Source organism: Vagococcus sp. (assembly GCF_052102835.1).
Taxonomy (GTDB): Bacteria; Bacillota; Bacilli; order Lactobacillales; family Vagococcaceae; genus Vagococcus.
This window is the reverse complement of sequence record NZ_JBQEIL010000002.1, coordinates 76,909-101,609: the sequence shown is the minus strand read 5'-3', so window position 1 is coordinate 101,609 and position 24,701 is coordinate 76,909. Positions and strand designations below refer to the sequence as shown.

General features: G+C 35.1%; 26 protein-coding genes, 1 other RNA gene and 1 pseudogene. 7 read left to right on the top strand and 21 right to left on the bottom strand.

From position 1 onward, the window contains the following. Positions 1-12: 12 nt before the first annotated feature. The gene (locus ACTJFD_RS02515) at positions 13-561 is read left to right on the top strand and encodes a PTS sugar transporter subunit IIA (protein ID WP_442259480.1); all 549 of its coding nucleotides are present in this window, start codon (positions 13-15) and stop codon (positions 559-561) included. Between the two features lie 62 nt (positions 562-623). Here the strand turns inward: ACTJFD_RS02515 and ACTJFD_RS02510 are convergent, their stop codons facing one another. The 6 genes from ACTJFD_RS02510 to ACTJFD_RS02485 form a co-directional block, all read right to left on the bottom strand. Beyond that, positions 624-1,892 carry a Rid family hydrolase gene (locus ACTJFD_RS02510; RefSeq protein WP_442259479.1) on the bottom strand — a complete coding sequence of 423 codons (1,269 nt, stop codon included), beginning with the start codon at positions 1,890-1,892 and terminating at the stop codon, positions 624-626. A gap of 282 nt (positions 1,893-2,174) precedes the next feature. Then, the gene (dtd, locus tag ACTJFD_RS02505; protein ID WP_442259478.1) at positions 2,175-2,621 is read right to left on the bottom strand and encodes a D-aminoacyl-tRNA deacylase; all 447 of its coding nucleotides are present in this window, start codon (positions 2,619-2,621) and stop codon (positions 2,175-2,177) included. A 17-nt stretch (positions 2,622-2,638) separates the two neighbouring features. Continuing rightward, positions 2,639-4,855, bottom strand: coding sequence for a RelA/SpoT family protein (locus ACTJFD_RS02500; RefSeq protein WP_442259476.1), 2,217 nt, complete (start codon positions 4,853-4,855; stop codon positions 2,639-2,641). Between the two features lie 114 nt (positions 4,856-4,969). After that, positions 4,970-5,722 (bottom strand): 16S rRNA (uracil(1498)-N(3))-methyltransferase, encoded by a 753-nt coding sequence (locus tag ACTJFD_RS02495; RefSeq protein ID WP_442259474.1) that lies wholly within the window; start codon positions 5,720-5,722, stop codon positions 4,970-4,972. Positions 5,723-5,726: 4 nt separating this feature from the next. Continuing rightward, positions 5,727-6,674: a 50S ribosomal protein L11 methyltransferase gene (gene prmA / locus ACTJFD_RS02490; RefSeq protein ID WP_442259472.1), complete on the bottom strand. Its 948-nt coding sequence runs from the start codon at positions 6,672-6,674 to the stop codon at positions 5,727-5,729. Between the two features lie 17 nt (positions 6,675-6,691). Next, positions 6,692-7,171 (bottom strand): DUF3013 family protein, encoded by a 480-nt coding sequence (locus ACTJFD_RS02485; RefSeq protein ID WP_442259470.1) that lies wholly within the window; start codon positions 7,169-7,171, stop codon positions 6,692-6,694. 335 nt (positions 7,172-7,506) lie between these two features. Between ACTJFD_RS02485 and ACTJFD_RS02480 the strand changes: the two genes are divergently transcribed. From ACTJFD_RS02480 to ACTJFD_RS02470, 3 genes are all read left to right on the top strand, one after another. Continuing rightward, positions 7,507-8,703 (top strand): cation:proton antiporter, encoded by a 1,197-nt coding sequence (locus ACTJFD_RS02480; RefSeq protein ID WP_442259469.1) that lies wholly within the window; start codon positions 7,507-7,509, stop codon positions 8,701-8,703. A 225-nt stretch (positions 8,704-8,928) separates the two neighbouring features. Continuing rightward, positions 8,929-9,462 carry a sigma-70 family RNA polymerase sigma factor gene (locus ACTJFD_RS02475; protein WP_442259468.1) on the top strand — a complete coding sequence of 178 codons (534 nt, stop codon included), beginning with the start codon at positions 8,929-8,931 and terminating at the stop codon, positions 9,460-9,462. Continuing rightward, a complete protein-coding gene (locus ACTJFD_RS02470) occupies positions 9,455-10,858 on the top strand; it encodes a hypothetical protein (RefSeq protein WP_442259467.1) in 1,404 nt (467 codons plus the stop codon). Before ACTJFD_RS02475 ends, ACTJFD_RS02470 begins: the two co-directional genes overlap by 8 nt. Positions 10,859-10,967: 109 nt before the next feature. On the opposite strand, the pseudogene ACTJFD_RS02465 reads toward ACTJFD_RS02470, so the two are convergent. From ACTJFD_RS02465 to ACTJFD_RS02455, 3 genes and pseudogenes are all read right to left on the bottom strand, one after another. Beyond that, a pseudogene (locus ACTJFD_RS02465) lies at positions 10,968-11,227 on the bottom strand (DDE-type integrase/transposase/recombinase); the annotation flags it as partial. A 143-nt stretch (positions 11,228-11,370) separates the two neighbouring features. Next, a complete protein-coding gene (locus tag ACTJFD_RS02460) occupies positions 11,371-13,146 on the bottom strand; it encodes an oleate hydratase (RefSeq protein WP_442259466.1) in 1,776 nt (591 codons plus the stop codon). 153 nt (positions 13,147-13,299) lie between these two features. After that, entirely contained in the window at positions 13,300-13,836 is a 537-nt protein-coding gene (locus ACTJFD_RS02455; protein WP_442259465.1) for an FUSC family protein, read from the bottom strand. A gap of 130 nt (positions 13,837-13,966) precedes the next feature. On the opposite strand from ACTJFD_RS02455, the gene ACTJFD_RS02450 reads away from it, so the two are divergent. The 3 genes from ACTJFD_RS02450 (at position 13,967) to ACTJFD_RS02440 (ending at position 16,133) form a co-directional block, all read left to right on the top strand. Then, entirely contained in the window at positions 13,967-15,241 is a 1,275-nt protein-coding gene (locus tag ACTJFD_RS02450) for a replication-associated recombination protein A (RefSeq protein ID WP_442259464.1), read from the top strand. Positions 15,242-15,299: 58 nt separating this feature from the next. Next, positions 15,300-15,488: non-coding RNA, 6S RNA (gene ssrS / locus ACTJFD_RS02445), on the top strand. Positions 15,489-15,680: 192 nt separating this feature from the next. Beyond that, positions 15,681-16,133: a universal stress protein gene (locus tag ACTJFD_RS02440; RefSeq protein WP_442259462.1), complete on the top strand. Its 453-nt coding sequence runs from the start codon at positions 15,681-15,683 to the stop codon at positions 16,131-16,133. Positions 16,134-16,191: 58 nt separating this feature from the next. On the opposite strand, the gene ACTJFD_RS02435 is transcribed toward ACTJFD_RS02440, so the two are convergent. From ACTJFD_RS02435 to ACTJFD_RS02380, 12 genes are all read right to left on the bottom strand, one after another. Beyond that, positions 16,192-17,385 carry an acetate/propionate family kinase gene (locus ACTJFD_RS02435; protein WP_442259461.1) on the bottom strand — a complete coding sequence of 398 codons (1,194 nt, stop codon included), beginning with the start codon at positions 17,383-17,385 and terminating at the stop codon, positions 16,192-16,194. A gap of 26 nt (positions 17,386-17,411) precedes the next feature. Next, positions 17,412-18,383: a class I SAM-dependent methyltransferase gene (locus ACTJFD_RS02430; RefSeq protein ID WP_442259775.1), complete on the bottom strand. Its 972-nt coding sequence runs from the start codon at positions 18,381-18,383 to the stop codon at positions 17,412-17,414. A gap of 150 nt (positions 18,384-18,533) precedes the next feature. After that, a complete protein-coding gene (comGG, locus tag ACTJFD_RS02425; RefSeq protein WP_442259460.1) occupies positions 18,534-18,881 on the bottom strand; it encodes a competence type IV pilus minor pilin ComGG in 348 nt (115 codons plus the stop codon). Beyond that, on the bottom strand, positions 18,841-19,260 hold the full coding sequence (comGF, locus tag ACTJFD_RS02420) for a competence type IV pilus minor pilin ComGF (protein WP_442259459.1): 420 nt from the start codon (positions 19,258-19,260) through the stop codon (positions 18,841-18,843). The genes comGG and comGF overlap by 41 nt, the downstream gene beginning before the upstream one ends. Continuing rightward, the gene (locus ACTJFD_RS02415) at positions 19,253-19,549 is read right to left on the bottom strand and encodes a hypothetical protein (RefSeq protein WP_442259458.1); all 297 of its coding nucleotides are present in this window, start codon (positions 19,547-19,549) and stop codon (positions 19,253-19,255) included. Before ACTJFD_RS02415 ends, comGF begins: the two co-directional genes overlap by 8 nt. 25 nt (positions 19,550-19,574) lie before the next feature. Continuing rightward, a complete protein-coding gene (comGD, locus tag ACTJFD_RS02410; protein ID WP_442259457.1) occupies positions 19,575-20,012 on the bottom strand; it encodes a competence type IV pilus minor pilin ComGD in 438 nt (145 codons plus the stop codon). A gap of 15 nt (positions 20,013-20,027) precedes the next feature. Beyond that, positions 20,028-21,065: a restriction endonuclease subunit S gene (locus ACTJFD_RS02405; protein ID WP_442259456.1), complete on the bottom strand. Its 1,038-nt coding sequence runs from the start codon at positions 21,063-21,065 to the stop codon at positions 20,028-20,030. Continuing rightward, a complete protein-coding gene (locus ACTJFD_RS02400) occupies positions 21,058-22,968 on the bottom strand; it encodes an HsdM family class I SAM-dependent methyltransferase (RefSeq protein WP_442259455.1) in 1,911 nt (636 codons plus the stop codon). Before ACTJFD_RS02400 ends, ACTJFD_RS02405 begins: the two co-directional genes overlap by 8 nt. A 156-nt stretch (positions 22,969-23,124) precedes the next feature. Next, a complete protein-coding gene (locus tag ACTJFD_RS02395; RefSeq protein ID WP_442259454.1) occupies positions 23,125-23,868 on the bottom strand; it encodes a peptidoglycan amidohydrolase family protein in 744 nt (247 codons plus the stop codon). A gap of 1 nt (position 23,869) precedes the next feature. Beyond that, complete coding sequence (locus tag ACTJFD_RS02390; RefSeq protein WP_442259774.1) at positions 23,870-24,136, bottom strand: holin; 267 nt, start codon at positions 24,134-24,136, stop codon at positions 23,870-23,872. Between the two features lie 17 nt (positions 24,137-24,153). Further along, positions 24,154-24,369, bottom strand: coding sequence for a hypothetical protein (locus ACTJFD_RS02385; RefSeq protein ID WP_118250433.1), 216 nt, complete (start codon positions 24,367-24,369; stop codon positions 24,154-24,156). Positions 24,370-24,471: 102 nt separating this feature from the next. Further along, positions 24,472-24,693, bottom strand: coding sequence for a hypothetical protein (locus ACTJFD_RS02380; RefSeq protein ID WP_442259453.1), 222 nt, complete (start codon positions 24,691-24,693; stop codon positions 24,472-24,474). Between the last annotated feature and the right edge of the window lie 8 nt (positions 24,694-24,701).

The following is a 24,701-nucleotide window of genomic DNA, read 5'->3' as shown; positions in this document are numbered from 1 at the left end:
TATGGTTTTACTTTGTTTCATCAGTTTTTAAAAGATGAACTTTCTGATTATTTATATACTGTTCCTGATCATAAAAAAATAACACTCGCAACAAAGAAGTTGAAATTATTTGATTTACTCCATGATGACTCGATTCAATTACAAGTCCAAGCCAATCGTTGGGAAGAAGCACTCTATCTTTCTTCACTTCCATTACTTGAAAAAAAATATATTACCCGAAATTATATTGAAAAAATTATTCAAACAGTTAAAAATGAAGGACCTTACATGTTAATCTCTAAAAATGTCGCGCTCTCTCATGCAAGTCCAAAAGATGGCGTCAATCAAAATTGTTTAAGTATCACCGTTTTATCAGACCCTATCACTATTGGAACCCATAGCAATAACCCAGTAAAATATATTTTCACTTTAGCAGTCACCAACCAGAATAGTCATTTACACGCGATGTCTGAGCTGGTAAAACTTTTAAGTGACCAAAATTTTTACACTCTTTTAAATAAAGCAAATCAGCCCAATCAAGTCATTGATTGGATTAAAGAAAAATTATATCTGCCCGTCTAAATAAAAAAGTCCACCTCTACTATTTTTATCCTTGAGGTGGACTTTTTCATTCAATTTTGTGCTTAAATGATTGGTGGTGTTCCTTCTGCATTGCCTACAATTGCTTCAATCTGAATTGAAGCTCCTAATGGTAATACTGAAACGCCAACTACTCGACGGGCTGGTGTCCCCGTTGGGAAAAAGCTTGCGTATACTTCGTCCACAGCAGCCATATCAGCTAAGTCTTTAACATAAAGATTCACTTTCACAACATCTTCCATCACATGGTCAACACTTTCAATAATCTCTTTAATATAAGTCAAACACTGTGCTGTTTGCTCTTTAATATCTGTTGACACTAATTCCTTCGTTTCTGGATGAACTGGTAATTGTGCTGAAATATTATTATAGTGAGAAAAAGCGACTGTTTGTGTTGCTAATGGACAGATAGGGGCTTTGTCAGTATTATTTGCTTCAACAATTAAACCATGACGATCTTCAATCGCTTGTGGTGGTGTCCCATCACCATGAGAGACAACTGCTTCAATTTGAATACGAGCATTCATTGGTAAAGCTTCGACAACTGCCACCGTACGGGCTGGGACGTAGCCCACTGTACGAGCAATTCCTGAATCTGGGAAGAATGCTGCATACACTTCATCGACAACTTCTAAATCAGCTAAGTCTGTTAAGAAAATAGTCGTTTTAACAATATCGTCTAATGGAACATCAATACTTGTTAAAATGGCTTTAATATTTTTCAAACATTGAACGGTCTGCTCTTTTACACCATCTGCGACAATTCGTCCATATGTTGGATGAATCGGTAATTGTGCAGTGATATTGTTGTAATGTGAGAAAGCGACTGTTTGCGTTGATAAAGCATTAGAAGGCGCTTCTATTGTATTATTTGTTAATTTGATTAAATCACCTGTTTGAGGAGCATTAGGAATCGTCCCAACACCATTAGAAACTAAAGCTTCAACTTGAACTAAAGCATCCATTGGTAAATCAGCAACAGCGACTGTCGTTCGTGCTGGTAAGTAAGTTGAAAAATAAGTTTGATAAACCTCATCCACACTTTCAACCTCTTGGATATCTTTAACAAATACAGTAATTCTAATAATATCATTCATTGTGTGATCAATGCTGTTTACAATTGCTTTAATATTTTTAAAACATTGCTCAGCCTGTTCTTTCATTCCACCCACCACTAATTTACCTGTTGTTGGATCAATCGGTAATTGTGCTGATAGATTGTTGTAATGAGAAAAGGCTACCGTTTGTGAGTGTAATGAATTTTTTGGTGCATTTTCTGTATCCCGTGCTAATACTACGTTATCGATAGTCATATTTTTATTCCTCTTTTTCAATTTTATAGGTTCATTAAGAACAAAGTTTAATCTAAAACCAAACGATTGTCAAGCGCTTTCAAATAGCTTTAAATCAATGTTTTAAGTCGTTTCCCCTACTTATTAAAAGCTATCTTATTCACATTTAAAAACAAGGATTTAACTAACTACTTATGCCAGTTCTTCCACTAACAAAAAGACGTAATTGTTATTTAATAACAAAAACCAACAACTGTTAAACCCAAAAAGAGAGGATTAATAGTCGTTGGTTCTTTAGTATTTTTATTTGTTTTCAGTATCAAAAATAATCGTCACAGGACCGTCATTAACAAGACTAACTTCCATATGTTCGCCAAATTCACCTTCCAAAACGGTTAAATTTTCTTGACGTAATTGCTCATTAAAATACTGATACAAAGATAAAGCCACATCTGGTGCCGCTGATTTTGAAAAACTCGGACGTTTACCTTTTTTAGTATTTGCTAATAATGTAAATTGAGAAATCGATAATATCGAGCCTCCCACTTCATGAATGTCGAGATTCATCTTGTCATCTGCATCTTCAAAAATACGCAAACGACTTATTTTTTTAGCTAAATAGTCAGCATCGGCTGGTTCATCACCTGTTTTTACACCGACCAACAAAACATATCCTTGCTTAATTTCAGCTTTTTTTATCCCATCAATTGTAACTTTTCCTTTTGATACTTTTTGTAAAACAACTTTCACTTTATTTTCAGCCTCCGTTAACTATTTGTCCGTTTGACACTATAAACTTCTGGTATCGAACGTATTTTTTCTACTATTTTTTCGAGATGTGTTAAATTATGAGTCGCGACAGTTAAATGAATCACCGCCATTTTATCTTTTGCGGGACGGGCTTCAACACCTAATAATTTTTTAGAATAAGCATTTACAACCAGTAAAACATCATTTAATAAACCGGAGCGATTGTAGCCATAGATTTCTAGGTTTGCGTTAAATTCTTGCTGCCCTTTCACTGCTGAATCTTCCCAGTCAACTTCGATTAACCGTTCCTGAATTTCTGGAGAGTGTAACATATTCGGACAATCTGCACGGTGAATAGAAACTCCACGACCTTTAGTAATATAACCGACAATTTTATCTCCCGGAACTGGGTTACAACAACGACTCAAACGAATCAGTAAATTATCGGCTCCCTGAATAACAACGCCACCTTCATGGCGAATCGACATTTTATTCGTCTCTTTGATTTGTTGCGGTTGACGTAATAAATCATCGACTTCTTCTAATTGCTTCTTCAAATCACGTTCTTTACGTTCTTTTTCAGTAATTCGATTGTAAACACTTTGAACCGTCACTTCACCAAAACCAAGACCTGCATATAAATCATCAGCTGTTTGAAAATTAAAGCGTTCTAGTGCATCCGCTAATTTATCTTTTGTTAAAAATTCTTTAGGGACAAAATCATTCTCTGATAAGTGCTTTTCAAGAGAATTCTTGCCTTTTTCTATATTTTCTTCACGATCTTTCACTTTGAAAAAGCGTTTAATCTTATTACGTGCTTTACTCGTTGCTACGATATTTACCCAATCACGACTTGGTCCAAATGAATTCGAAGAGGTCAAAACTTCAATAATATCGCCATTTTTTAATTTATAATCCAAAGGAACCATCTTACCATTCACTTTAGCACCCGTTGTTTTATTTCCAACTTCGGTATGAATATTATAAGCAAAATCAAGCGGACCTCCGCCTTTAGGTAATTCTGTCACATCGCCCTTGGGCGTAAAAACATAGACTTTATCACTAAAAATATCGCCTTTAACACTTTCCATAAAGTCAGCAGCATCATTACTTTCATCTTGTAGCTCGATAATTTCACGTAACAAACTAATTTCATTGGCATTTTTATCGTCTTGCTTTTCAACTTTTCCTTCTTTATAAGCCCAATGAGCCGCTACCCCAAATTCAGCAATCTGGTGCATCTCATGTGTTCTGATTTGAATCTCAACCGGGTTTCCCATGGGGCCAATCACCGTTGTATGTAACGATTGATACATGTTTGTTTTAGGCACCGCAATATAGTCTTTAAAGCGACCAGGTAATGGTTTCCACTTCGCATGAATGGCTCCTAACACTCCGTAACAATCCTTAATCGTATCAACAATGACACGAATCGCTAATAAATCATAGATTTCTTCAAAATCTTTTTTCTGGTCTTTCATTTTACGATAAATCGAATAAATATGTTTCGGCCGCCCGTAAATATCAGCTTTAATCCCTAGCTCTTCTGTCGCATTTTCAATTTCATCAACCGCTTCAACAATATAAGCTTCACGCTCTACTCGTTTTGATTTCATTAAATTAACAATTCGATAATATTGACGTGGATTTAAATAACGCAATGAACGGTCTTCTAGTTCCCACTTAATTAAACTAATCCCTAAACGATGAGCTAACGGTGCATAAATTTCTAAAGTTTCTTTCGCAATACGACGTTGTTTATCATCACGTAGGTGTTTTAATGTTCGCATATTATGAACACGGTCGGCTAGCTTAACCATAATCACTCGTAAGTCTTGAGCCATTGCGAGAAGCATTTTGCGGTGATTCTCTGCGAGTTGTTCTTCATGTGATTTATATTTAATTTTACCTAACTTCGTGACACCATCAACTAACATGGCGACATCTTCTCCAAATTCTTCCTTCAAGTCAACTAAAGTAAACTCAGTATCTTCTACCACATCGTGTAAAAAGCCAGTCGCTACAGTATGAGGGTCCATCCGTAATTCAGCTAAGATTCCTGCCACTTGAATCGGGTGAATAATATAGGGTTCTCCTGATTTTCTAAATTGTTCCTTGTGAGCCTCCGTCGCATATTCACATGCCTTTTTGACAAACGCCACATGCTCAGGGCTCATATATTCAGAAACCATTTCCATTACATCTTGATCGGTCAACACTTTTTCCTTAGGCATGCTAAATCCTCCTTATAAAAAAAAGTACTAAATTAGTACTTTTTTAACTTATTTTAATATTGTATTCATTATACTCACTTTAAAATTGCTTTTCAATGATAGTTATTGACTTTTTTAACCAAGAAGCTCCCATTGATAACTCATTGCCGCTAAACAGTACAACGGTGCTGTCTCTGCACGTAAAATCCTAGGGCCTAAACCACATTTTTTAGCACCAATCTGTTCAAACTGTTCGATCTCTTTGGGACTAATCCCACCTTCTGGGCCAAAAATAACCAACACTCGACTCTCTTTAGGAAGCGAACGAATCATTTGAGCAAACGTAGCTTGCTCTCCTTCTTTAGCAGATTCCTCATAAGCAACGAGCACGACATCGTACTTCGAAGTGGTTTTTAAGAAAGTCTCAAAACTCGGAAATAAACTAACAGATGGTAGTTGTTGACGGTGTGATTGCTCGGCGGCTTCTTTACAAATTTTTAACAGCCTTGCCTCTTTTTTCAATCGTTTCTTTTCGTCCCATTTAACAACTGACGTTTGACTAGGGAAAGCGAATAAATGATGCATCCCTAATTCCGTTCCTTTTTGAGCCACCAACTCTAACTTATCTCCCTTAGGATACCCACAAGCAATCGCAACTTGATGTGGTAATTCTTTTAATTGTTCTTCTTTTTTTTGTTCTTTTAAGAAGACTTCCGAAGATGTAATGTCGATAATTTCAGCCGTCACTGTCACTTGCTGATGAAAAGAAAGGTAGACGACCTCACCTACTGGCATCCGCATCACGTTTACGATATGGTGATAATCCTCACCAGTGATTACTAAGGATTGATTGCTTTGATAATCGGATTCTAAAAAATAGCGTTGCATGTTTCTATTCCTCCGATTTCTTTTTCAAAATAAAGGCATACCAATCTTTTTGTTTAAACATTTGATCCACTTCAAAACCATGTGCTTGAACTTCGGCTAAGACAAGTGGTACTTTATCCTCAATAATTCCTGAAATAATAAAAGAGCCTTCCGCTTTTAAATTTTTATAAGCATCAGCAACCATCAAAATGATGATATCCGCTAAAATATTCGCTACAATGACATCCGCTTGAATCGTAATCCCATTTAATAAATTATTAGCTGAAACATGGACGTCTTTAGCGATTGGATTTAAAGCCAGATTCTCTTGAGCTGCTCGAACAGCGACTTCATCTAAATCATATGCATAGACTTCCTCTGCTCCTAAATATTTACTCGCAATACTTAAAACGCCAGAGCCAGTCCCAACATCCAAAACTGTTTCTCCACCTCGTAAAACAACCTCTAAAGCTTGCAATGTTAGACGAGTGGTTGGATGAGTTCCCGTTCCAAAGGCCATCCCAGGATCCAATGTGATAATGTGCTCATCACTCGAATGCGGTTGATACTCTTGCCAGTCAGGAACGATCGTTAAATAACGACTAATATTAACTGGATGATAATACTTTTTCCATGCCGTTGCCCAATCACTCTCGACAACTTCACTCAAATTAACCTCATTTTTGCCTAGATCTAAACCGAATGTCGCCAGTTCATCAATTCGAGCCTTAATGGTAGGTAATACTTCGGGTAAAAAGATCGTCTCCGGAAAATAGGCCATTACCTTAGCACCTTCACGGATATGCTCAATTTCATTCACATCAATGATTTCTCCAAATGGATCACTTTTAAAATTTTCTAAATCTAAAGAATCTTCAATTGCCACACCATTGGCACCTGATTCCATCATAATATTCGAAACTGCTTCAACAGCTTCACTTGCAGTTAGTACAGATAATTCATTCCATTTCATCTAGACAGCTCTCCTTTTTAATAACTTGGGTAGGGATACATTACCGTTGCTTCCGCCTGAGCTAATCGTTGCTCGAACGTTGCCGTCTCCCAAACTAATTCAAAAACATCTTGGGTTTCATCTTCAAGAAAAGCCAATAAATTGTCCATTCCTTGCGTTGTTACCTCATCTAAGTAATCAGCAAAAGTTACGATAAACGCTTCCGACAGACCTTTTTTCTTTTCAAAAGGAAAAACAGCTAAATACTCATCGTCATCAAATGACGTCGGCTTATCTGCCATATAAAATAAAAGACTATCTTGAAATTCGATTACTTCTTCTTCCGAAACGATTCCTTCACCGTCTTCTATCGCTTCTTGGTCTTTGTTTTCTGCATATAAAGCAACAATCACTTCAACTGTATGATTTTTTTTATCCCAATCCATTGCAAAATCAGCATTAATTAATCTATTTTCTAAATTTTGTTCTAAGACTTCTAAAAAATTTTCTTTTTTCATATTTTCTCTCTTTATCTTTATATTTTAGTTTATTATATCATACAAAAAATTACTCGACTTTACTATGCCCTTCCCTTATTCTTTCTCTTTTCCTTTCATTTTACTAAAATAATCTTTTTGACTTTAACTCCTACTCAAAGTCGCATAGAGACAGCTTTACTATTTTTTTTAAACAAGCATTTATCTATTGAAAAGTAATTTCAATTTGTAAAGAGTGTCGATTTATCCTACACTTAAACTATTAGATTAAATCAAGGAGGTGTGCTTAAGAGCACTTTATTTGTTTTTAAACATGCATTTAAAAGACTCATCATACAATTGAAAGGACAGAAACTATGACTATATTATTAACCCTAGGACTCATTATCTTACTAACCAAAATCGCCGACAGCTTGGCGATAAAATTCGGACTCCCTTCAGTAGTTGGAAGCTTAACTATTGGTATCTTAGTAGGCCCTTCCGTTTTTAATCTCATTCAAAACGATCTCTCGATTGACATGTTAGCCCAACTTGGCGTCATTTTACTTATGTTTTTAGCAGGTGTTGAAAGTGACTTAAGGATCCTCAAGAAATACTTTAAACCTTCACTTATCACAGGTTTACTAGGGGTTTTCGTCCCTTTTATTACCTTTTTTCTCACCACACAACTCTTACAGTACTCTAAAGAAACCTCACTTTTTATCGGTTTAATCTTTGGAGCAACCTCACTGAGTATCACTTTACAAGTTCTCAAAGAACTCAATTTTATCAATTCAAAAGAAAGTCATGTCATTATCGGGGCGGCTATTTTAGATGATATCATTGCCATTATTTTACTTAATCTCATTTTAAATGGACTCAATCCCAACACTTCAGCCAAAGATATTTTTCCTTTTATTTTAAAAAATATTTTGTTTTTTATTGCCATTTATTTTATTGGCAGATTCGTCATGCCTTTATTACTAAAAGGAGTAGCCTATCTAAAAGTACCTGAAAAAGAAGTCGCTTTTGCCTTAATATTGGTTTTCTTCCTAAGTTCTTTAGCAGAAACTCTAGGGATGTCTGATATCATTGGAGCTTTCTTTGCAGGTATTCTTATTTCGCAAACTGATTTTGCGCCTCGAGTCGAACGAAAAGTGACAAGCATTACCCTCTCCATGTTTGCCCCTGTTTTCTTTGTTAGTATTGGACTCAATCTTGTCTTGGACGGGCTCAAACATAATATCGGTTTGATTGTTCTTTTCTGTTTTCTTGCTGTTGCAACTAAATTTGTTGGGGGCTTTCTTGGAGGAAAAGTGAATCAATTCAACAATGGAAGTAGCGCTATTATTGGAGCAAGTATGGCTTCACGAGGAGAAATGGCCCTTATCTTGATTTCTCTAGCGCTTAGTAAAGAGTTTATTAATCAAGAACTGTATGCCGTTCTTGTCCTTGTGGTCATTTTCACGGCAATTATCGCACCCGTCGTTTTAAAGGCCACGATTTCCAGACATGCTACTCTCCCCAATAACTCCACTTCTCCTTATAATCAAGATAAAATTAAAAATAATTAAATCCTATTTCCCTATAAAACGTCGTCTGGCCATTATAAAAAGCCAAGACGACGTTTTATTTTTTTTAATGAAGCTTAAAAAAGACCCCCTATCTCTCAATATTTTAGTACGATAGTAATAGAAATACACAAAAAAAGAAAAATATTTATTTTTTTAGCGCTTTGTGTCACTTTTTTCTATGCTCAAACGTTAACTCTTATATCAACTGATAAAGGAATGAATGCCATGCGACCTCTACAAACGGATCGAGCTTTTTTTGAACAGCTCTATCACGAGTACGAACAAAAAATATTTCATCGAGCCTATGCTATCTTACACAATAAAGAACAAGCGGAAGATACTACGCAGGATGTCTTTGAACAACTTTATATCGAACGTAGAAAACTAAAAAAATTAGATGACCTTCATCTAAAAAAAATGATTTTATTAATTGTCAAGAATAAATCAATTGATTTGTATCGTAGAAATCAAACACAAACGAAATTCACTAAGGAACAGAACAAACAAAATAAAAAAGAGACTGAACAAAATAACGTCGCTCTTTTTCTCAATGACTTAATGATCGAGGATACCTTCTCAGAAACAACGGTAGGGCTTGGCGAGCCTTATCATCAGGTTTTTATGTATCGTGTTTTCTATGGATTAACGACCAGAGAAACTGCTCATCTTATGAATACTTCCGAGACAACGGTCCGAAAACAATACGAACGAGCTAAAAATAAAGTCAAAGCAATCATTAGGGGGAAACAACATGACTAAAATAGATAACGAATTAAAAGCAGAAGCTGAAAAAATAGCATTAGAAGAATTTGACCAGCTCAAGAAAGACCATGAGTTTTCAACACATTATAAGGAGAGAAAGCATACCTTTTTAAACGCAATGGCCTCCTCAAAAAATAAAAAAAGACGATGGACCCCACAACGGATCCTCCTTGCTGCAGCAATTGCTTTATTTGCAATCCCTAGTTCCGTTTATGCCGCAACGAAACTCTACCAATGGTATGTTACCAAAGAAGGGTATCAGGTCTCACTTTCTTTAAATCGTGATCAAACAGGTACAAACCAAAAATACTATCAACTCAAGCTCGGCTACTTACCAACAGAAATGACCGGAAATTCCGAATCCAATAAATATAGCTATCAAAATAATCGCGATCAAGGTGGGTTATCCTTCCTATTATGGAAAATCAATAAAAAAGCCGATTTCGATGCTTTATTTACCGATAACTACCAAGAAACTACCTATAATGGTCATAAAGCCTTAGTCGTTAAAAAAACGAAAACGATTGATAATGAAGAAGAAGATTTTAATCGCATAACTTATCTTCTTTTTGAAAAAGAAGGTTACGTTTTACAAACTCACGTTGGAAAAGACGTACCGAACGATGAACTTGATAAAATCCTCTCTCAAGTAACTTTGAAAGAAACAGAGAAAGACCAAGCTAGCAGGACAATGAACTTTGACGATTATAAGAAAAGACTCACTGAAGAAAAAGAACCCGAACTACAAGAACAAGATAAACTAGCAAGTAATAGTTCCACCATTCATCAAGTTGGTGAAACGGTTACTGTTAATCTCTGGGAAAACGAGAAAATAAAATTCACAATTGACCAGGTAGAATTCTTCGATACTATCCAAGATTTTGATAAAAATAACTTTAATGATTATCCACTTGAGTCTTTTACTAAAGAAAAAATCATAGATCAGGATAACCACTTAGTCCCTTTCAAACAGAAAAAATTAAAACTTGGCGATGGTAAAACCAATATCGATCAAGTACTCAATGAAAAATTGGTCCAACCTCGATTTGTTTACTTAACTGCAACGATTGAAAACACAGAAAATACGCCTTTAAAAGAAATCTATATCCAAGATAGTCCTAAATTATTAAAAAAAGAAGGGAAACATTTCATCGATGCGACTATCGATACTAACAAATCAGCATTTTCTGGCCAAGTGGATTATTTAGATAATCATGGCGAAGGCAAAAAATTCTTTCGTTTGCCTACACTTGCTGCCAAAGAAAAACGAGTCATTCACTATGGTTTCTTTATTGATGACTATCAAGCCAATCAAATGTTCCTCCCTTTATTTAATTATGGGAATGAAGATTTAGATTCTAATAAACTAACACTCATTGACATCCGACCTTAAAAACAAACAAAAAAACGTAGTCCTTCAGTCCTAAAAACTGAGGCTACGTTTTTTACAGCTCTATTGCAAAGTTGAAAAATAAAAAGAAGTACCTCTGCGCAAGTTATCTCTAGGCAACAACTCTTAGTAAATTATTTATTTCAGCTCTCACTAAAAAGCCAAAGAGATTTCCATCTCTTTGGCTTTTCTTATATAGATCGTGTATAGTTTCAATTCCTTTAATCGTGGTTGAAGCGATCCTTGTGGACTGATATAATTTGTGTCTTTTTTGATTGGACGATGATCTTGTTCAATAATGTTATTCAAATATTTACTCGTCCGATGCTCAGTCTTAGCAAATAATCTTTCTGATTTTAGTCGATTAAAGGCTAAAATTAAAGGTTCCTTTTAACAAAAATAAGTATACACTTCTGTCCAATGAAGTTCAATACCGAATGTTATTAAATAAAAAAAGACAGTCAAACCAGTGATTAAACTGGCTCAACTGTCTTCGAGGACGGTCAATTTAATGATTAAAGTAATTTAGCATTGTTTAACATTTCTTCAATAAACGTTCCTTTGATCTTTTTCAATTCATGATGCTCTAAACGAGTCATTAACCACGGAAGTTTCATATCTTCGATTGGTTTCTTATCATTTAAATAATAAGAGGCTTTTAGAAGTTGACGGATATCATAATAAGAAGCAAAAACTTCTGGTACACCACGGTCAACATCAAGCAATGTGTAAACAGCTTCCATTGCTGTTCTGACAGAATATTCTGTTGTAAAGACAGTGTCACGTTCTGTTTCTGCAAAGTTACCAATAAAAGCTAAGTTTTTAGAGTGATTAGGAATAACTAATGGACGATCTCCTAATGCACGTGGTTGGAAATATGATGTGATATAAGGCATATAAGTTGGTACAACATTGCATGAATTCTTAGCTAAATCATCAATTTCATCCAATGGTACACCCATCTGATATAACCATTCTTGGGCAATTTCTGTTCCGGTACACTCAGTGATTGGTTTCTTAATATAATCACCATCGGTATTAGAGATTAGTGCATAGAACCACACGACTATTTCATCTTTTGGTTGCTTCTTGAAGTGTGGTTGACGATTTATGGTATAACTCATACGCCAACCTGAATCAATTGCATGAACAATCCCACCCGTTACAACTTTACCCGCATAAGGATCGCGTTTACTAATTTTTTCAATGTAAGGAGCGATTTTTTTATCTAGTGTCGTAATCGTAGCTGAAACAAACCACGCTGCATCTGGGATATCTTGATAGAATTTTTTTGGACGTCCAAATTCTTTATCTTGTGCCGCTAGATTTTCCCATAATTGCCAACTTCCACCTGGTTTTTTAGAAACTGGAGCTGGGGTATCATTGTCACCATAAGTTGAACTTTCGGTAATTGATCCATTCGTAACAAAAATCAAATCATTTTCTGTTAATTCGACTTCTTCTTCAACGCCACCAACTTCAAGTATTAAGCGTTCTGCTACTTTAGAATTTTCGGTAATATTAACTAACACATTTTTTACTTTCGTATCGTATTGAACAGTGACACCTTTTTCTTCTAAAAAGGCTATTAGCGGTAATACAAGTGATTCATATTGATTATATTTTGTGAATTTTAATGATGAGAAATCGGCCAATGCATCAATATGGTGAATAAAACGCATTAAATAACGACGCATTTCCATTGCTGAATGCCATTCTTCAAAGGCGAACATTGTACACCAATAAATCCAAAAGTTTGATTCAAAGAACTCTTTAGTAAAGACTTCATTGATTCGTTTATCTTGTAAGTCTTCTTCCTTGCTCAAGCAAAGACTTACAATTTCTTTAACCGCTTTTTCTGATAATAAAAATTGACCATCGGTTGGTGATTGTTTCCCACGCTCATGAATAATACGACAATGTGATGAGTTTGGATCCTCTTTATTTAACCAATAAAACTCATCTAAGACAGAAGCATCTTCAATTTCCAACGACGGAATCGAACGGAATAAATCCCATAAACACTCAAAATGACTTTCCATCTCACGACCACCACGAATAACAAAACCATATTCTGGTTTATTAATACCGTCCAAAGAACCTCCAGCAATTGGTAATTCTTCCAAAATCGTAATCTTGTCCCCTGGAACTTGACCATCTCTAATTAAAAAAGCTGACGCCGCTAGAGATGCTAAACCAGACCCGACCATGTATACTCGATTGATTTTATCAGCCTTCGCTGGTTTTACAGGTCTTGCAAAAGCTTCATAGTTTCCATTACTTCTATACATAAAATTCCCTCCATTTGTGAACATCAATTTAATATGTTCTATCTAAATATGATAGTACACCATCTTTTAAAAATAATCCATTCATAACCTTTTTAAAAACGTGCGTTTTAAAATAACGCGCCTTTTAAACTTGCTTTTCATGATATTTTATCATCACTCTTCATCAATACTTTCTTTAAGTTCTTCTACTAAATGCTCTTTTTTAGGAGCAATCACCCAATTAACAAGAATCGAAATTAATAAACCTAAAAAAGTAGCCATAATGCGATGAAAGACATAGTTTTTATCATTGTCAGGAGCGACTAACAAAATCATGCTAATCAATGTCATTACTGCTCCTCGAACGGTCGTCGGAGCTTTCTCTCCCCCTGAAAAAACGACAGTTAAGCAAGCAAATAAAGGAATTAAAATAACGTTTATTACTTTTAATTGCGTTATATGAACAGATACAACGAGATAAAGCGAGCCTAAAATACAGCCAATCGTAGTCCCCAGTAAACGATAGCGAAAGAAAATCCAAGTATCAACCGTTTTAGGTCGGATTCCGAAAATAGCATTTGTTAAAGTAATCAATAACAAGCTACTCTCATCAACCATATGAAAAATCGTATAAAAAGAGACACTCAAAAAAACTGCAATTGTAATTTTCACGGTATTCTTCTCAACCATTTTATGCCACATGTTTTTCATCTCCAACGCTCCTTTAATTTACCATACCCGACACTTATCAAAATTGTCAATTTATAACTTACAAACGACAAAAAACACAATGTTTTCGATTAATGTTATACTGAGAGATAAGTTATAAGGAGGTTACAGGATGCAAAAACCACTAGCATTTAGAATGAGGCCCACCACTATTGATGAGGTCGTTGGACAGCAACATCTCGTTGGTCCTGGAAAAATTATTCGCCGAATGGTCGATGCCAATCGATTATCATCAATGATTTTATACGGCCCTCCTGGAACAGGTAAAACAAGTATCGCCAGTGCTATCGCTGGTTCAACCCAATATGCTTTTCGGATTTTAAATGCCGCAACGGATAGCAAAAAAGATTTACAAGTTGTCGTTGAAGAAGCTAAAATGAGTGGTTCCGTTATTTTGCTTTTAGATGAAATCCATCGTTTGGATAAACCAAAACAAGATTTTTTATTACCTCATTTAGAGAACGGACGAATTGTTCTTATCGGAGCAACCACGGAAAATCCATACATCAATATCAACCCAGCCATTCGCAGTCGAACTCAGATTTTCGAAATTTTTCCATTAACACCAGATGATATTGAGCAAGCCGTCGATCGTGCATTAAAAGACACAAAAAAAGGTCTAGGAGACTTGCCACTAACATTAGAAGAGAATAGCTTACAACATCTAACTCGAGCAACCAACGGTGATTTGCGTAGCGCTCTGAACGGTTTAGAACTTGCCGCTATGTCTACACCCAAGCTTGAAGATGGCAAAATTCATCTAACCTTAGCCATTTTAGAAGAATGCATTCAAAAAAAAGCACTCTCTCATGATAAAGATGGCGATGCTCATTACGATGTCATTTCAGCTTTTCAAAAATCAATTCGAGGTAGCGACGTTGATGCTGCTCTTCACTATCTCGCCCGCTTAGTTATTGCCGGTGAGCTCGTCATCATTTGTCGGCGACTACTTGTGATTGCTTATGAAGATATTGGATTAGCAAATCCAGGGGCCTGCCAACGTACCGTTGCCGCAGTACAAGCCGCTGAAAAACTAGGCTTACCGGAGGCACGAATACCATTGGCTGAAGCAGTCATTGATTTAACCCTTTCCCCTAAATCAAATTCAAGCCTAACAGCGATTGATCACGCGATTGTTGATATTCATGCAGGAAAAGCAGGAGACGTCCCTCGTCATCTGAAAGATAGTCATTATGCAGGAGCTGAAAATCTAAATCGCGGAGTGGGCTATCTGTATCCACATGATTTTCCGGGTAATTGGGTGTTACAATCCTATTTACCTGATAAACTAAAAACGAAAAAATACTATCAACCACAACTTAACGGTAAATACGAGCGTGGTCTTGGTCAACAACTTGAAAAAATCCGCTCAGCTCAAAAAAAATAAGTTTGAGAAAAACGAATTGAATTGCTCATTTTTTTTTCTTATGTTACTATTAACCTATAGATATCTGTGATGTACGTGGAGCACACTTTAGTGTTGACCGAACAAATCATTTTACCTTGGGTTTCAAAGCCTAACGATAAAGAGCAAGCCTTATCACTTGGAAGTTCGATATCGTTACAGAGATTCCCACCTGCATATTCAGCGGGTTCAACCATCAGGTGCTCAAAACGGCATTAACGGATGTCTTCTTATTTTTAAAATTTTACAATACCAAGCAATAATAAGACCTTAGCGGTTTGTTATTGCTTTTTTATTTTTTTGTTTTTTATTTGGTCAAATTCAGACGTTTGTTCACTTTTATGGTATGATTATTAGAGAGGAATACTTAGCCTTTCCATGTAAAAATAAGACTGAGTTGTTATAGAAAGGGTGTTTACTTATGTTTGAAGAATACAAAAATATTTTAGTTGCTGTGGATGGCTCAAAGGAATCTGAGCAAGCCTTTAAAAAAGCGGTTCAAGTCGCTAAGCGTAATAATTCTAAACTTTTCATTGCTCATATTATTGATATTCGTGCGTTCGAATCTATCTCATCTTTTGATGAATCAATGGCAGATGAAGCTGAAAAAGCGGCTAAAGAAACCTTAGCTTCTTATTTAACGTATACGAAAGAACATCAATTAACAGATGTTGAATACCTGATTGAATATGGCTCACCAAAAACGGTGATTGCTAGAGAACTTCAACAAAGTAAAAATATTGATTTAATTCTCCTAGGTGCAACTGGACTAAACGTAATGGAACGTATCTTAATTGGCTCTGTTTCTAGCTACGTTGCGCGTCATGCTCACTGTGACGTTCTTATCGTCTGTACTGATTTAAATAATAAATAGACTATAAAAAGGGTTACGCACAATTAAATGTGCGCAACCCTTTTCTTTTTAAAATTGATTATTTGTTTTTTAATGCTTCCACGTCACGAGCAATCATTAATTCTTCATCTGTTGGGATTAAGAAAACTTTCACTTGAGATGCTTCCGTTGAAAGAACTGTTTCTTCACCACGAACATTATTTTTAGCTTCGTCTAATTCACAACCAAACCAAGTTAAACCATTGATAACATTTTTACGCATATCAACATCGTTTTCACCAATTCCAGCTGTAAAGACAATCGCGTCAACACCATTCATTGTCGCAACGTAATTACCAATATATTTACGAACGCGGTCTTCAAAAATTTCAATCGCTAAGCGCGCATTGTCATTTTCTGCAGAAGCTTCCAGTAAATCACGCATGTCACTTGACACACCAGAAATACCTAATAAACCAGATTCTTTATTTAAAATATTAATCATTTCTTTAATGTCTGTCATGCCTAATTTATCCATTAAGTAAGGTAAGATTGATGCATCAATATCACCAGAACGTGTTCCCATTGTTAAACCAGCTAAAGGTGTGAAGCCCATTGATGTATCAATTGATTTACCACCATCAACAGCTGTAATAGAAGCTCCGTTACCTAAATGACACGTAATAATTTTTGTTTCTTCAATAGGTTTACCTAGCATTTCAGCGGCACGTTCCGATACGTAACGATGACTTGTTCCGTGAGCACCATATTTACGTGCTGCAAATTTATCATAATATTCCATTGGTAAACTATATAAATAGTTCACGGCTGGCATTGAAGTATGGAAAGAAGTATCAAATACTCCAACATTTAAAGTATTTGGTAATAATTTTTGGAACACACGAATCACTGTTGCTTCAGCTGGATTGTGTAAAGGTGCAAACTCAGCTAATTCATCAACCAATTTCAAGGCTGCATCGTCAATAATTGCTGATTCTTTAAAATGTTCACCACCCGCAACGATACGGTGACCAGCTCCTGTGATTTCTTCTAATGAAGCAATAATATTTAATTCTACAAGTTGTTCTAATAACATGTGAATAGCAACTTCATGATCTTTAATATCTTGAACGACTTCATATTTTTGGCCGTCGCCATGTTTAATCGTAAAGATTGAATCATTGATTCCTATTCTTTCTACGATTCCTTTAGCGATAACTTCTTCTTCTGGCATTGAATATAATTGCCATTTTAAACTTGAACTACCTGCATTCACTGCTATTGTTTTTGCCATTTTGTAAAGACTCCCTTTTCTTTTCTTTATTTCATCATTGCTTGACGCCAAGCTTTAAACTCTTGAATAACCGTTAATAGCGCTTGACCATTTTTTAAAGATGGTAAATCCGCTAGAAAAACTTCACTCACTTGCTTAGCCTCTGCCCCATGATTTTGAAAAATAACAATCGATTTGCTTAAACCTTTTTGACTGAATAATGTATCTGGTAATTTTAAAATTGCTTGAAGATAAACGGTTTCTTTCATCCATTTTTTAAAAGTATTTGCCTGTTCTGTTTCTAAAAAATTGGTTGGCAGTAAAAATAAGCCAAAACCCGCTTCATGGACGTACTTCATTGTCTGCTCAATCAATAAATGATGTGCATAGCTATGTCCCTCTGCCACACTTGCAACAAATTTTTGTGCTTGTGTATCATCCGGATAGTAACCAATCGGTAAATCAGCAACCGCCACATCCACTGGATCTAATAACAAAGCTTGAAGACTGTCTTGATGAAACAGGGTCGTTTCTAAAGCTAACCACCCTGAAGTCACCGCTCCGATACTCAATAAAGTATCATCTACATCCACTCCGTAACCTTCAACTGTATAATTAGCCAAAGTTAAGTTTGTCATAATGGTTGCCAATAAGTTACCCGTACCTACTGTTAAATCTGCAATTCGTAATTCCTTTTGATCATGAAACAATTGTTCAATCATGTAAACAAATAAAAAGCCAATCCCATCCGGTGTCAGTTGATGATTTGCTTGCATCGGTTCCTTCTTCATTCCTTGAAGAAGTACCAGTTGAGCAACCTTGCGTTTTTCTTCAGCAGACAAAGCTAAATTGCTTAAACATTGATATTTTTCTTCTAGTGTTTTTACCACTTTATCAGAAGGAACACCATTCAGCACACGAACTTTTTGATTGTCTAACATATTTTCCAGATTTTCAATGTACGCATCGTAAAAAGATGTTTCTAGTTCTTGCTGTAAAACAGCAATCGATGAACTCATTAATTGGAATCCTTCTTCAATTATAGTTTGTGACAAAAACAGCACCTCTTTCATTGGAATATAACAAAAATCATGTACTGTTTCATTTTATCGAATGAAACGGAATAATTCAAGGTACAAGTAAAATAAAAATCAAGTGATTTAAAAAAATCACTCGATTGATAAATTATTATACAATTGATAGCCGTTATTCAAACATGTTTTAACTTTTATTTTTTTATTTTTACTTTGTTTTTCTAAATTAACATTCCCTTTATTAAAATTTACTTTTTTAAATTCCCCCTCTGTCATTGTTTTTGAAAGTTTTAAAGCTTGCGTTTCTAACGTTTTAGCTAAATAATAATCTTGTGTTTCTAAAGCAAGCTCAACCGTTAGCGCTTGACTATCAAATAATAAAAGTGCCACCATGCTAACCAAACTCAACAAACCTAAAACAGATAATAGAATACCTCCTCGTTTATTTTTTATAAAACAAGAAAAAGATTTCTTCTTGACCATCCTCTAACATCACCTCTACACGGATCATTTCTTGAACCTGGCTAAATTCGACTTTTTCAACTTGTAACATAATCGGTTGATGTCCTTTTGTTCTTCTTATCATTTGTCGATAATGTTCAAATACTACAGGTTGCGAAACTGTCTTAGTGATACTCTTTTCAAAGTAAAGTTTATTGTCTTTTACTTCTTTAAAATGCAAAGATTCTATTTCTATTTCAAGTTGGATTTTACCGACTTGAAAGTTGTTAAAAGCAGACTTTCTTTCTCTTACTTGTAGCGTGTTCAACCCCTCAATAAAGGGCTGAAATAAAAGTAAGCTTCCGCTAAAAATAATTAAAGCTAAGAGGCATTCCCATAACGTAAAGCCTCGCCTATTCATCTGGACGATTCACTTCTTGATTGAGCCTGATTTCCAATGTTTCTTGACCACTTTTTAAACATAAAGATTGTTCTTCACAAACTACAATTTCAATTTGTTCTTGCTTTAATTTCTTTTGAAAAAGTGGATCGGTTCGTTCTTTTCCACTCATTTGGCTCAACATATAAGCGGTGTTCGCTAAATTCAACTTATTTTTTGCTCTTTCTTCGACTTTATTTTGTTGGATCATGATTTGAAAAAAGAAGAGCACCGTTACCGAGAGAATAACAAAACTCAAAAGACTTTCCATTAGTAGATACCCTGAATTGTTCCATTTATTTAACATGCTTGATGATTTTAGCATTTCCCATCTGACATGAATATGTCACCTCCACTTTTGTGCGCTCCTCTCTAAAACAAAAATTATTTAGCTGTCCCGCATTCCCCCCGGTTCCTCCTACTAAATGAAGTTTGGGTTCATTTAGCATTGTTATTGTTTTAGGTAATTTTAAAATTTTGCTTTGCTTTTGCCCATGCTGATAGTAACTAAAACAGATTCGTCCTTCTCGTTTATCACAATTAATATCCGATTGACGTCGTTCAATAATGGCTCCTTGCTGAGCACGTTGATAAAAATGTTCAAATTGACTATAAAAAAGAGCCTTCTCACAATAAGATTGCCAACTATTAAAATAAAAAATTGGCAATGAAATAAAAATAAGCGTCACTAACAAAACTAACAGCGTTTCAATCAAGGTAACTAGATATATCAAAAAAGAAGCGGGTCATTAGCTACCTGCTTCTTCTTTCATTTGGTTAATTATTTTATTTTCTTGGCGTTTCATATACTGCTCCATAAACTCATAGTCTATTTTTTCATCATCAGTAATAGGTAATAATATCTTTTGTCTCTCTATCCTTTTAGTTCCCATCTTGTACCCATATGCATACTTATTTTTTTGTTTAAGTATACAAGTTACTATGAATTGGTTTACATGCCGATTACCTTTATAGCCCGTAACTTCAACAAATCTTGTATCCCCTGAAAAATAAGCACTATACGGATGGTAAAAGGCGTACCCAACAGACCCATTACGATTTATCCCTATTACACCACTACTTACTTTATTCTCTCTACCTTCATAATTAACAAAATCTGTAACGCCGTTATTAGTTGATGAAGAACCTATAAAAGGACTTTTTCCTTTCACTCTATTATATTCTTCCCAATCAGCACCACCATCGACAGTCGCTATATCTTCAATAGAAAAAGGTGCCCAATCCACTTCAGACAATTCTCTTTCGTCTGATATAATGTGCAATTCAGTTTGAGGTGGTAATTCACTAACTATTCCTTGTTGATAGTTAATGTATTCCTTCATAAATTCCCAATCAGGTTCATCAGGATTGATTGCTGGCAACTTAATTTTTTCCCTTTTTATTCTGTCATCGGACATTTCTCTGTTAAAAGAATACTTTTCTCCTATCATAGATATTGAAGCAATCAAGAACATGTAATGCTCCTTAACTAATTCCTCGTTTACTAGAGCTGTAACATGATCCGAAGCAATAAATTCATAATCATGATAAAAAATATTACCGACACTTCCACTATTAGCAATAGTTAAACAGTTAGAAAACTTACGAACATTTTCTTCATTTCCAATAAAACTATCTACTCCATTATTATATTTGGTAGAACTGATATATGGAATATCACCTTTTATTTGATTTTTTTTTGTTAATCTTTTCCCTCTCTGGATAGTTGTAAATATTTTATCTAGAGAGAAAAATTCCCAATCTATTTGTTCAAAATCTTTATTCATTAGAGTCACCTTCAAACAAATAACTTTTACCATGGATTTGCATATCATATTTAAAAGCCATATAATCAGCAATAACTTTTTCAAAATCTTTCTCTGTAGGCACGTCATCATTAAGATAATAGAAACTATGCAACCATTCGTCGGTATCTTCTATTGTCGTTTTAACAATAAATGCACTGTTATCATCTTCATTATCTCTATAAACATTCAATAAATGCTCTCGTTTTCCTTTTTCTGTTCCATCCCCAACTAGACCAATATGTTTTCTAACAACATATCCATCATCTTCAAAATTAATAAAAGATACACGTTTATTTTCTGGATGTGGTACACCTGCTGTAAACACCGCAATACAAGGATTAGTACCTACACCATGAAACGTTTCTGTATTTAGCGTTATCACTGACTCTAAAGTATGGCTTTCTAAAATTTGTTTTTTCCTTGCTTTATCATGACGGTTTTTGCCAACCATTGTTGATTGAGGTACTATTACACATAGTTGGCCACCAACAACCAGCATATCCAATGCATGTTGAATAAAGCTTAATTCTGATAAATGTTGTGTTTGATCGTTCTTAGCTTGAGAATATGGAGGGTTCATTAGAATTTTATTTACCCCATGTTCTTTCATTACCTCTTTATCAAACGTTAAACTATTATCACGAATTAGATTACTTTTTCCGTCTCCTCTTAAAATCATGTTAGTTGTTGCAATGGTAAATAACTTTTGTTGGATCTCAATTCCGTATAGCCGATTCTGCTTAATGTCCGTTCTTTCGTCATCATTTTCTGCTTGCTCTAACATACGATTCATAGCACTAATTAAAAATGCCCCTGTTCCACATGTGGGATCTAGTACATAGTCTGACTTGTTTATTTGAATAAGTTCCGCCATTAATGATGTTATATGTCTTGGTGTTAATACAATACCTAGCGAGTTACCATCACTACCGCCATACTTGACAAACTCACCATAGAAATTACCTAAAATATCAAAGTCTGTGTTACTTTTAATTTTCTCCATAATCTCTGCTTCTAGCGTAGTTGCAAAGTATTTTAGAGGCGTCATCTCTAAGTTACTATTTACAGTATTTAACGTTACATCTCTTTGAATAAACGTAAACTGATCTAACATCTCACCCACTTTTGCATAAGGGACAATTCCAGCATTTTGTAAGAATCGTTGTACAGCTGTGAAAATCAATTCTCCATCAGCACTGCCCTCTCTATCTGATCCCTGTAACTGGTCTAATGAAAAAGTTGGTTCTTCCAACGCTAATAATATAGCTGATACAACAGTTGCTTTCTTTTCGCCCTCTAGCTGTCCGTAATTTCTTAAGTCCTCATGCATGTCTGCAGCTATTTTGTTAACTTCCCGTAATTCTCTTTCTTCTTTTGGTAACTCACCTTTGATAGCTACATTATAAAACTCCTCAATATTTTCAGGAGATATATCCTCTAAGCTTTTCATATCAGGTAATTCTTGGACTTCATTTTCTGTTACAAAGTACGGTTGTATTTGATAATGTAAACCATCACCAGCTACACCTATTGCGATAACTTCCTTATAAGAATTAGTTTTCTCAATAATATGCTTAGCATAATGAATTGCACCGTTAACTGCATAATCTCTCCTATAAGGAAATTCAGTATCTACTGCATCATTTTCATCTTTATATTCTAGTTTATCTATTGCAAGCTTATCTTCAATAATTATTAAATGATCTCCTGAAAAAAAGATAAATTCTGGCTTACCTACTCCTCTAGAATCTTTTGATTTACTAGCATTCTTTAAAGCTTCTTTTATTTGCACATTAGATGACCCTTGTTCCTCGTAGGAAACTCCTAAATCCTCTATAAATCTTCTAACTAACTGATCAGTGCTTGTTCTTTCATTTACCATTTTATCTATCCACCTATTTTTCACTATTCTTTAGTATGTTTTAACTAGTTTAATAATAGGTCAGTTTTCAGTCTTTTACAATCAAAATATCACAAATACTACATACGTAATTAATAAAAAAACGACACTACCTAATTTAGATAATGTCGTTAGTTTCTATTTAAATGTTCCCCAGTAATCTAATCGTTTTTGACCATTAGAGCGACCTGTTGCAATAAAACCATAAGTTCCATCAGCTCTTGGCTGTCTAATCCAAACATGCCCACCTTTATGTGTAAACTGATCGTACTTAATTTTGTCACCTCTATAAACTTTTCCGATAATTTTACCGTCAACAGCTTTATCTCGAATCATTATCGGTTCATTTATAGTAACCTGGAATGTTCCTTTTTCCATATACCAACCCACTTTATCAGGACGTTCTGTTACAGGTGGTGTTGTAACAGGTGCTGTATTTGCATTGACATTGCGGTAAACATACCAGCCCATAAAATAAGGACATGTTGTAGCTTCATTATCAACATAAACACCGTTCATTTGTGGATTTTTATATGTACAGTGAATAATTTGAGTATTGTTAATAAACTCTACCACATGACCAGCTGCTCCTCCTGAAGCTCCTTTTTTTCCAAAAATGACAACATCACCACGTTTAGCCGTCCAATTTTTATTTGTGGCAATTAATTCATAGCCATTTTGAACTAAGTAAGCATGCATTGAGTCTGTATTATATAGCCATGCTGGTTTACTTGCTCCTGCTTTTTCTAAAGAACGAACAATGGTTCCTGAACAATCACCTGTGCCATCTGAACCATCTCTAGAACCAGTCATTGAATATCTAATACCTTTTCTTTGTAACCCATACATGAAATCAATTGATTTTTCTATTTTAACTACCACTTTATCTATCCCCTTCCCCTTTTGAAACTGCAATTTCTTTTAAATTAACACCTAAATCATAAAAACCACCCGCTGCCATTCCAGACAGCGCTCCGCCCCAAATAAAAGTAACTAACTCATTTGGCGCAAAAGACATAGCCCATAAGCCACCAATAACCATACCGATGATTAAGTTAATAATTGGAAGACGTTTTTTTCCTCCAAATGTTGTTTTATACACCTGTGTAACTCCTAAAACTACAGGTACAATTATTGTTGCTGCTGCCATCACATTTTCCATATCAATCATTTTCCTTTCATTTCCATAATGTCATGCTCCGCTTCTCTCATACGTCCCTCAAGTCCATATGTTCGTTCAACGATATTGTTATGTTTTTCTACCTTTTTCTCTAACTCACTCAATCTATGATTGACTAACTTGTTAGTTGTTAAAATACCGCCGAATGTACCAAATCCTGTTCCTAGTAAACTAATTATCGCTACTAAAACTGGTTCACTCATCTACATTTTTACCACCTTTTCTTATTCTTTAACCTGCTTCTCAACACGTTCACTTTGTAAATTGATAACTTCTTCCATCAAACTAGATATCATTGTTTTCATCTAAAGTAATAGCAACCTATTTTCTTTTTGTTCTTGTAGTAGCAGCTCGTTTTGCTGTTCCCACTGCTCTTTTTCTGGATCTGATTCTATAACTTCTTTAGGCATTTCATCTAGATTGGTTGTCCATCCTTCTGGTACTTCTTCGCCTTCTTCAATGAATGCCTGTTCAAAATTTGCACCACTATCACTTTGTTCTTCTATTTTTCTATAAATACTAAGCATTTAATCTC

What these genes read in the sequence shown, in the direction of transcription:
- ACTJFD_RS02460 (WP_442259466.1), bottom strand. Translation starts at nt 13,146, where the DNA reads ATGTATAGAAGTAATGGAAACTATGAAGCTTTTGCAAGACCTGTAAAA.
- comGF (WP_442259459.1), bottom strand. Translation starts at nt 19,260, where the DNA reads ATGAATAGGCGAGGCTTTACGTTATGGGAATGCCTCTTAGCTTTAATT.
- ACTJFD_RS02450 (WP_442259464.1), top strand. Translation starts at nt 13,967, where the DNA reads ATGCAAAAACCACTAGCATTTAGAATGAGGCCCACCACTATTGATGAG.
- ACTJFD_RS02510 (WP_442259479.1), bottom strand. Translation starts at nt 1,892, where the DNA reads ATGACTATCGATAACGTAGTATTAGCACGGGATACAGAAAATGCACCA.
- ACTJFD_RS02500 (WP_442259476.1), bottom strand. Translation starts at nt 4,855, where the DNA reads ATGCCTAAGGAAAAAGTGTTGACCGATCAAGATGTAATGGAAATGGTT.
- ACTJFD_RS02390 (WP_442259774.1), bottom strand. Translation starts at nt 24,136, where the DNA reads ATGGCAGCAGCAACAATAATTGTACCTGTAGTTTTAGGAGTTACACAG.
- ACTJFD_RS02385 (WP_118250433.1), bottom strand. Translation starts at nt 24,369, where the DNA reads ATGAGTGAACCAGTTTTAGTAGCGATAATTAGTTTACTAGGAACAGGA.
- ACTJFD_RS02470 (WP_442259467.1), top strand. Translation starts at nt 9,455, where the DNA reads ATGACTAAAATAGATAACGAATTAAAAGCAGAAGCTGAAAAAATAGCA.
- ACTJFD_RS02495 (WP_442259474.1), bottom strand. Translation starts at nt 5,722, where the DNA reads ATGCAACGCTATTTTTTAGAATCCGATTATCAAAGCAATCAATCCTTA.
- ACTJFD_RS02435 (WP_442259461.1), bottom strand. Translation starts at nt 17,385, where the DNA reads ATGGCAAAAACAATAGCAGTGAATGCAGGTAGTTCAAGTTTAAAATGG.
- ACTJFD_RS02440 (WP_442259462.1), top strand. Translation starts at nt 15,681, where the DNA reads ATGTTTGAAGAATACAAAAATATTTTAGTTGCTGTGGATGGCTCAAAG.
- ACTJFD_RS02430 (WP_442259775.1), bottom strand. Translation starts at nt 18,383, where the DNA reads ATGAGTTCATCGATTGCTGTTTTACAGCAAGAACTAGAAACATCTTTT.
- ACTJFD_RS02400 (WP_442259455.1), bottom strand. Translation starts at nt 22,968, where the DNA reads ATGGTAAATGAAAGAACAAGCACTGATCAGTTAGTTAGAAGATTTATA.
- ACTJFD_RS02455 (WP_442259465.1), bottom strand. Translation starts at nt 13,836, where the DNA reads ATGAAAAACATGTGGCATAAAATGGTTGAGAAGAATACCGTGAAAATT.
- ACTJFD_RS02405 (WP_442259456.1), bottom strand. Translation starts at nt 21,065, where the DNA reads ATGAATAAAGATTTTGAACAAATAGATTGGGAATTTTTCTCTCTAGAT.
- ACTJFD_RS02415 (WP_442259458.1), bottom strand. Translation starts at nt 19,549, where the DNA reads ATGGAAAGTCTTTTGAGTTTTGTTATTCTCTCGGTAACGGTGCTCTTC.
- ACTJFD_RS02480 (WP_442259469.1), top strand. Translation starts at nt 7,507, where the DNA reads ATGACTATATTATTAACCCTAGGACTCATTATCTTACTAACCAAAATC.
- prmA (WP_442259472.1), bottom strand. Translation starts at nt 6,674, where the DNA reads ATGAAATGGAATGAATTATCTGTACTAACTGCAAGTGAAGCTGTTGAA.
- ACTJFD_RS02380 (WP_442259453.1), bottom strand. Translation starts at nt 24,693, where the DNA reads ATGCTTAGTATTTATAGAAAAATAGAAGAACAAAGTGATAGTGGTGCA.
- comGG (WP_442259460.1), bottom strand. Translation starts at nt 18,881, where the DNA reads ATGGTCAAGAAGAAATCTTTTTCTTGTTTTATAAAAAATAAACGAGGA.
- ACTJFD_RS02485 (WP_442259470.1), bottom strand. Translation starts at nt 7,171, where the DNA reads ATGAAAAAAGAAAATTTTTTAGAAGTCTTAGAACAAAATTTAGAAAAT.
- ACTJFD_RS02475 (WP_442259468.1), top strand. Translation starts at nt 8,929, where the DNA reads ATGCGACCTCTACAAACGGATCGAGCTTTTTTTGAACAGCTCTATCAC.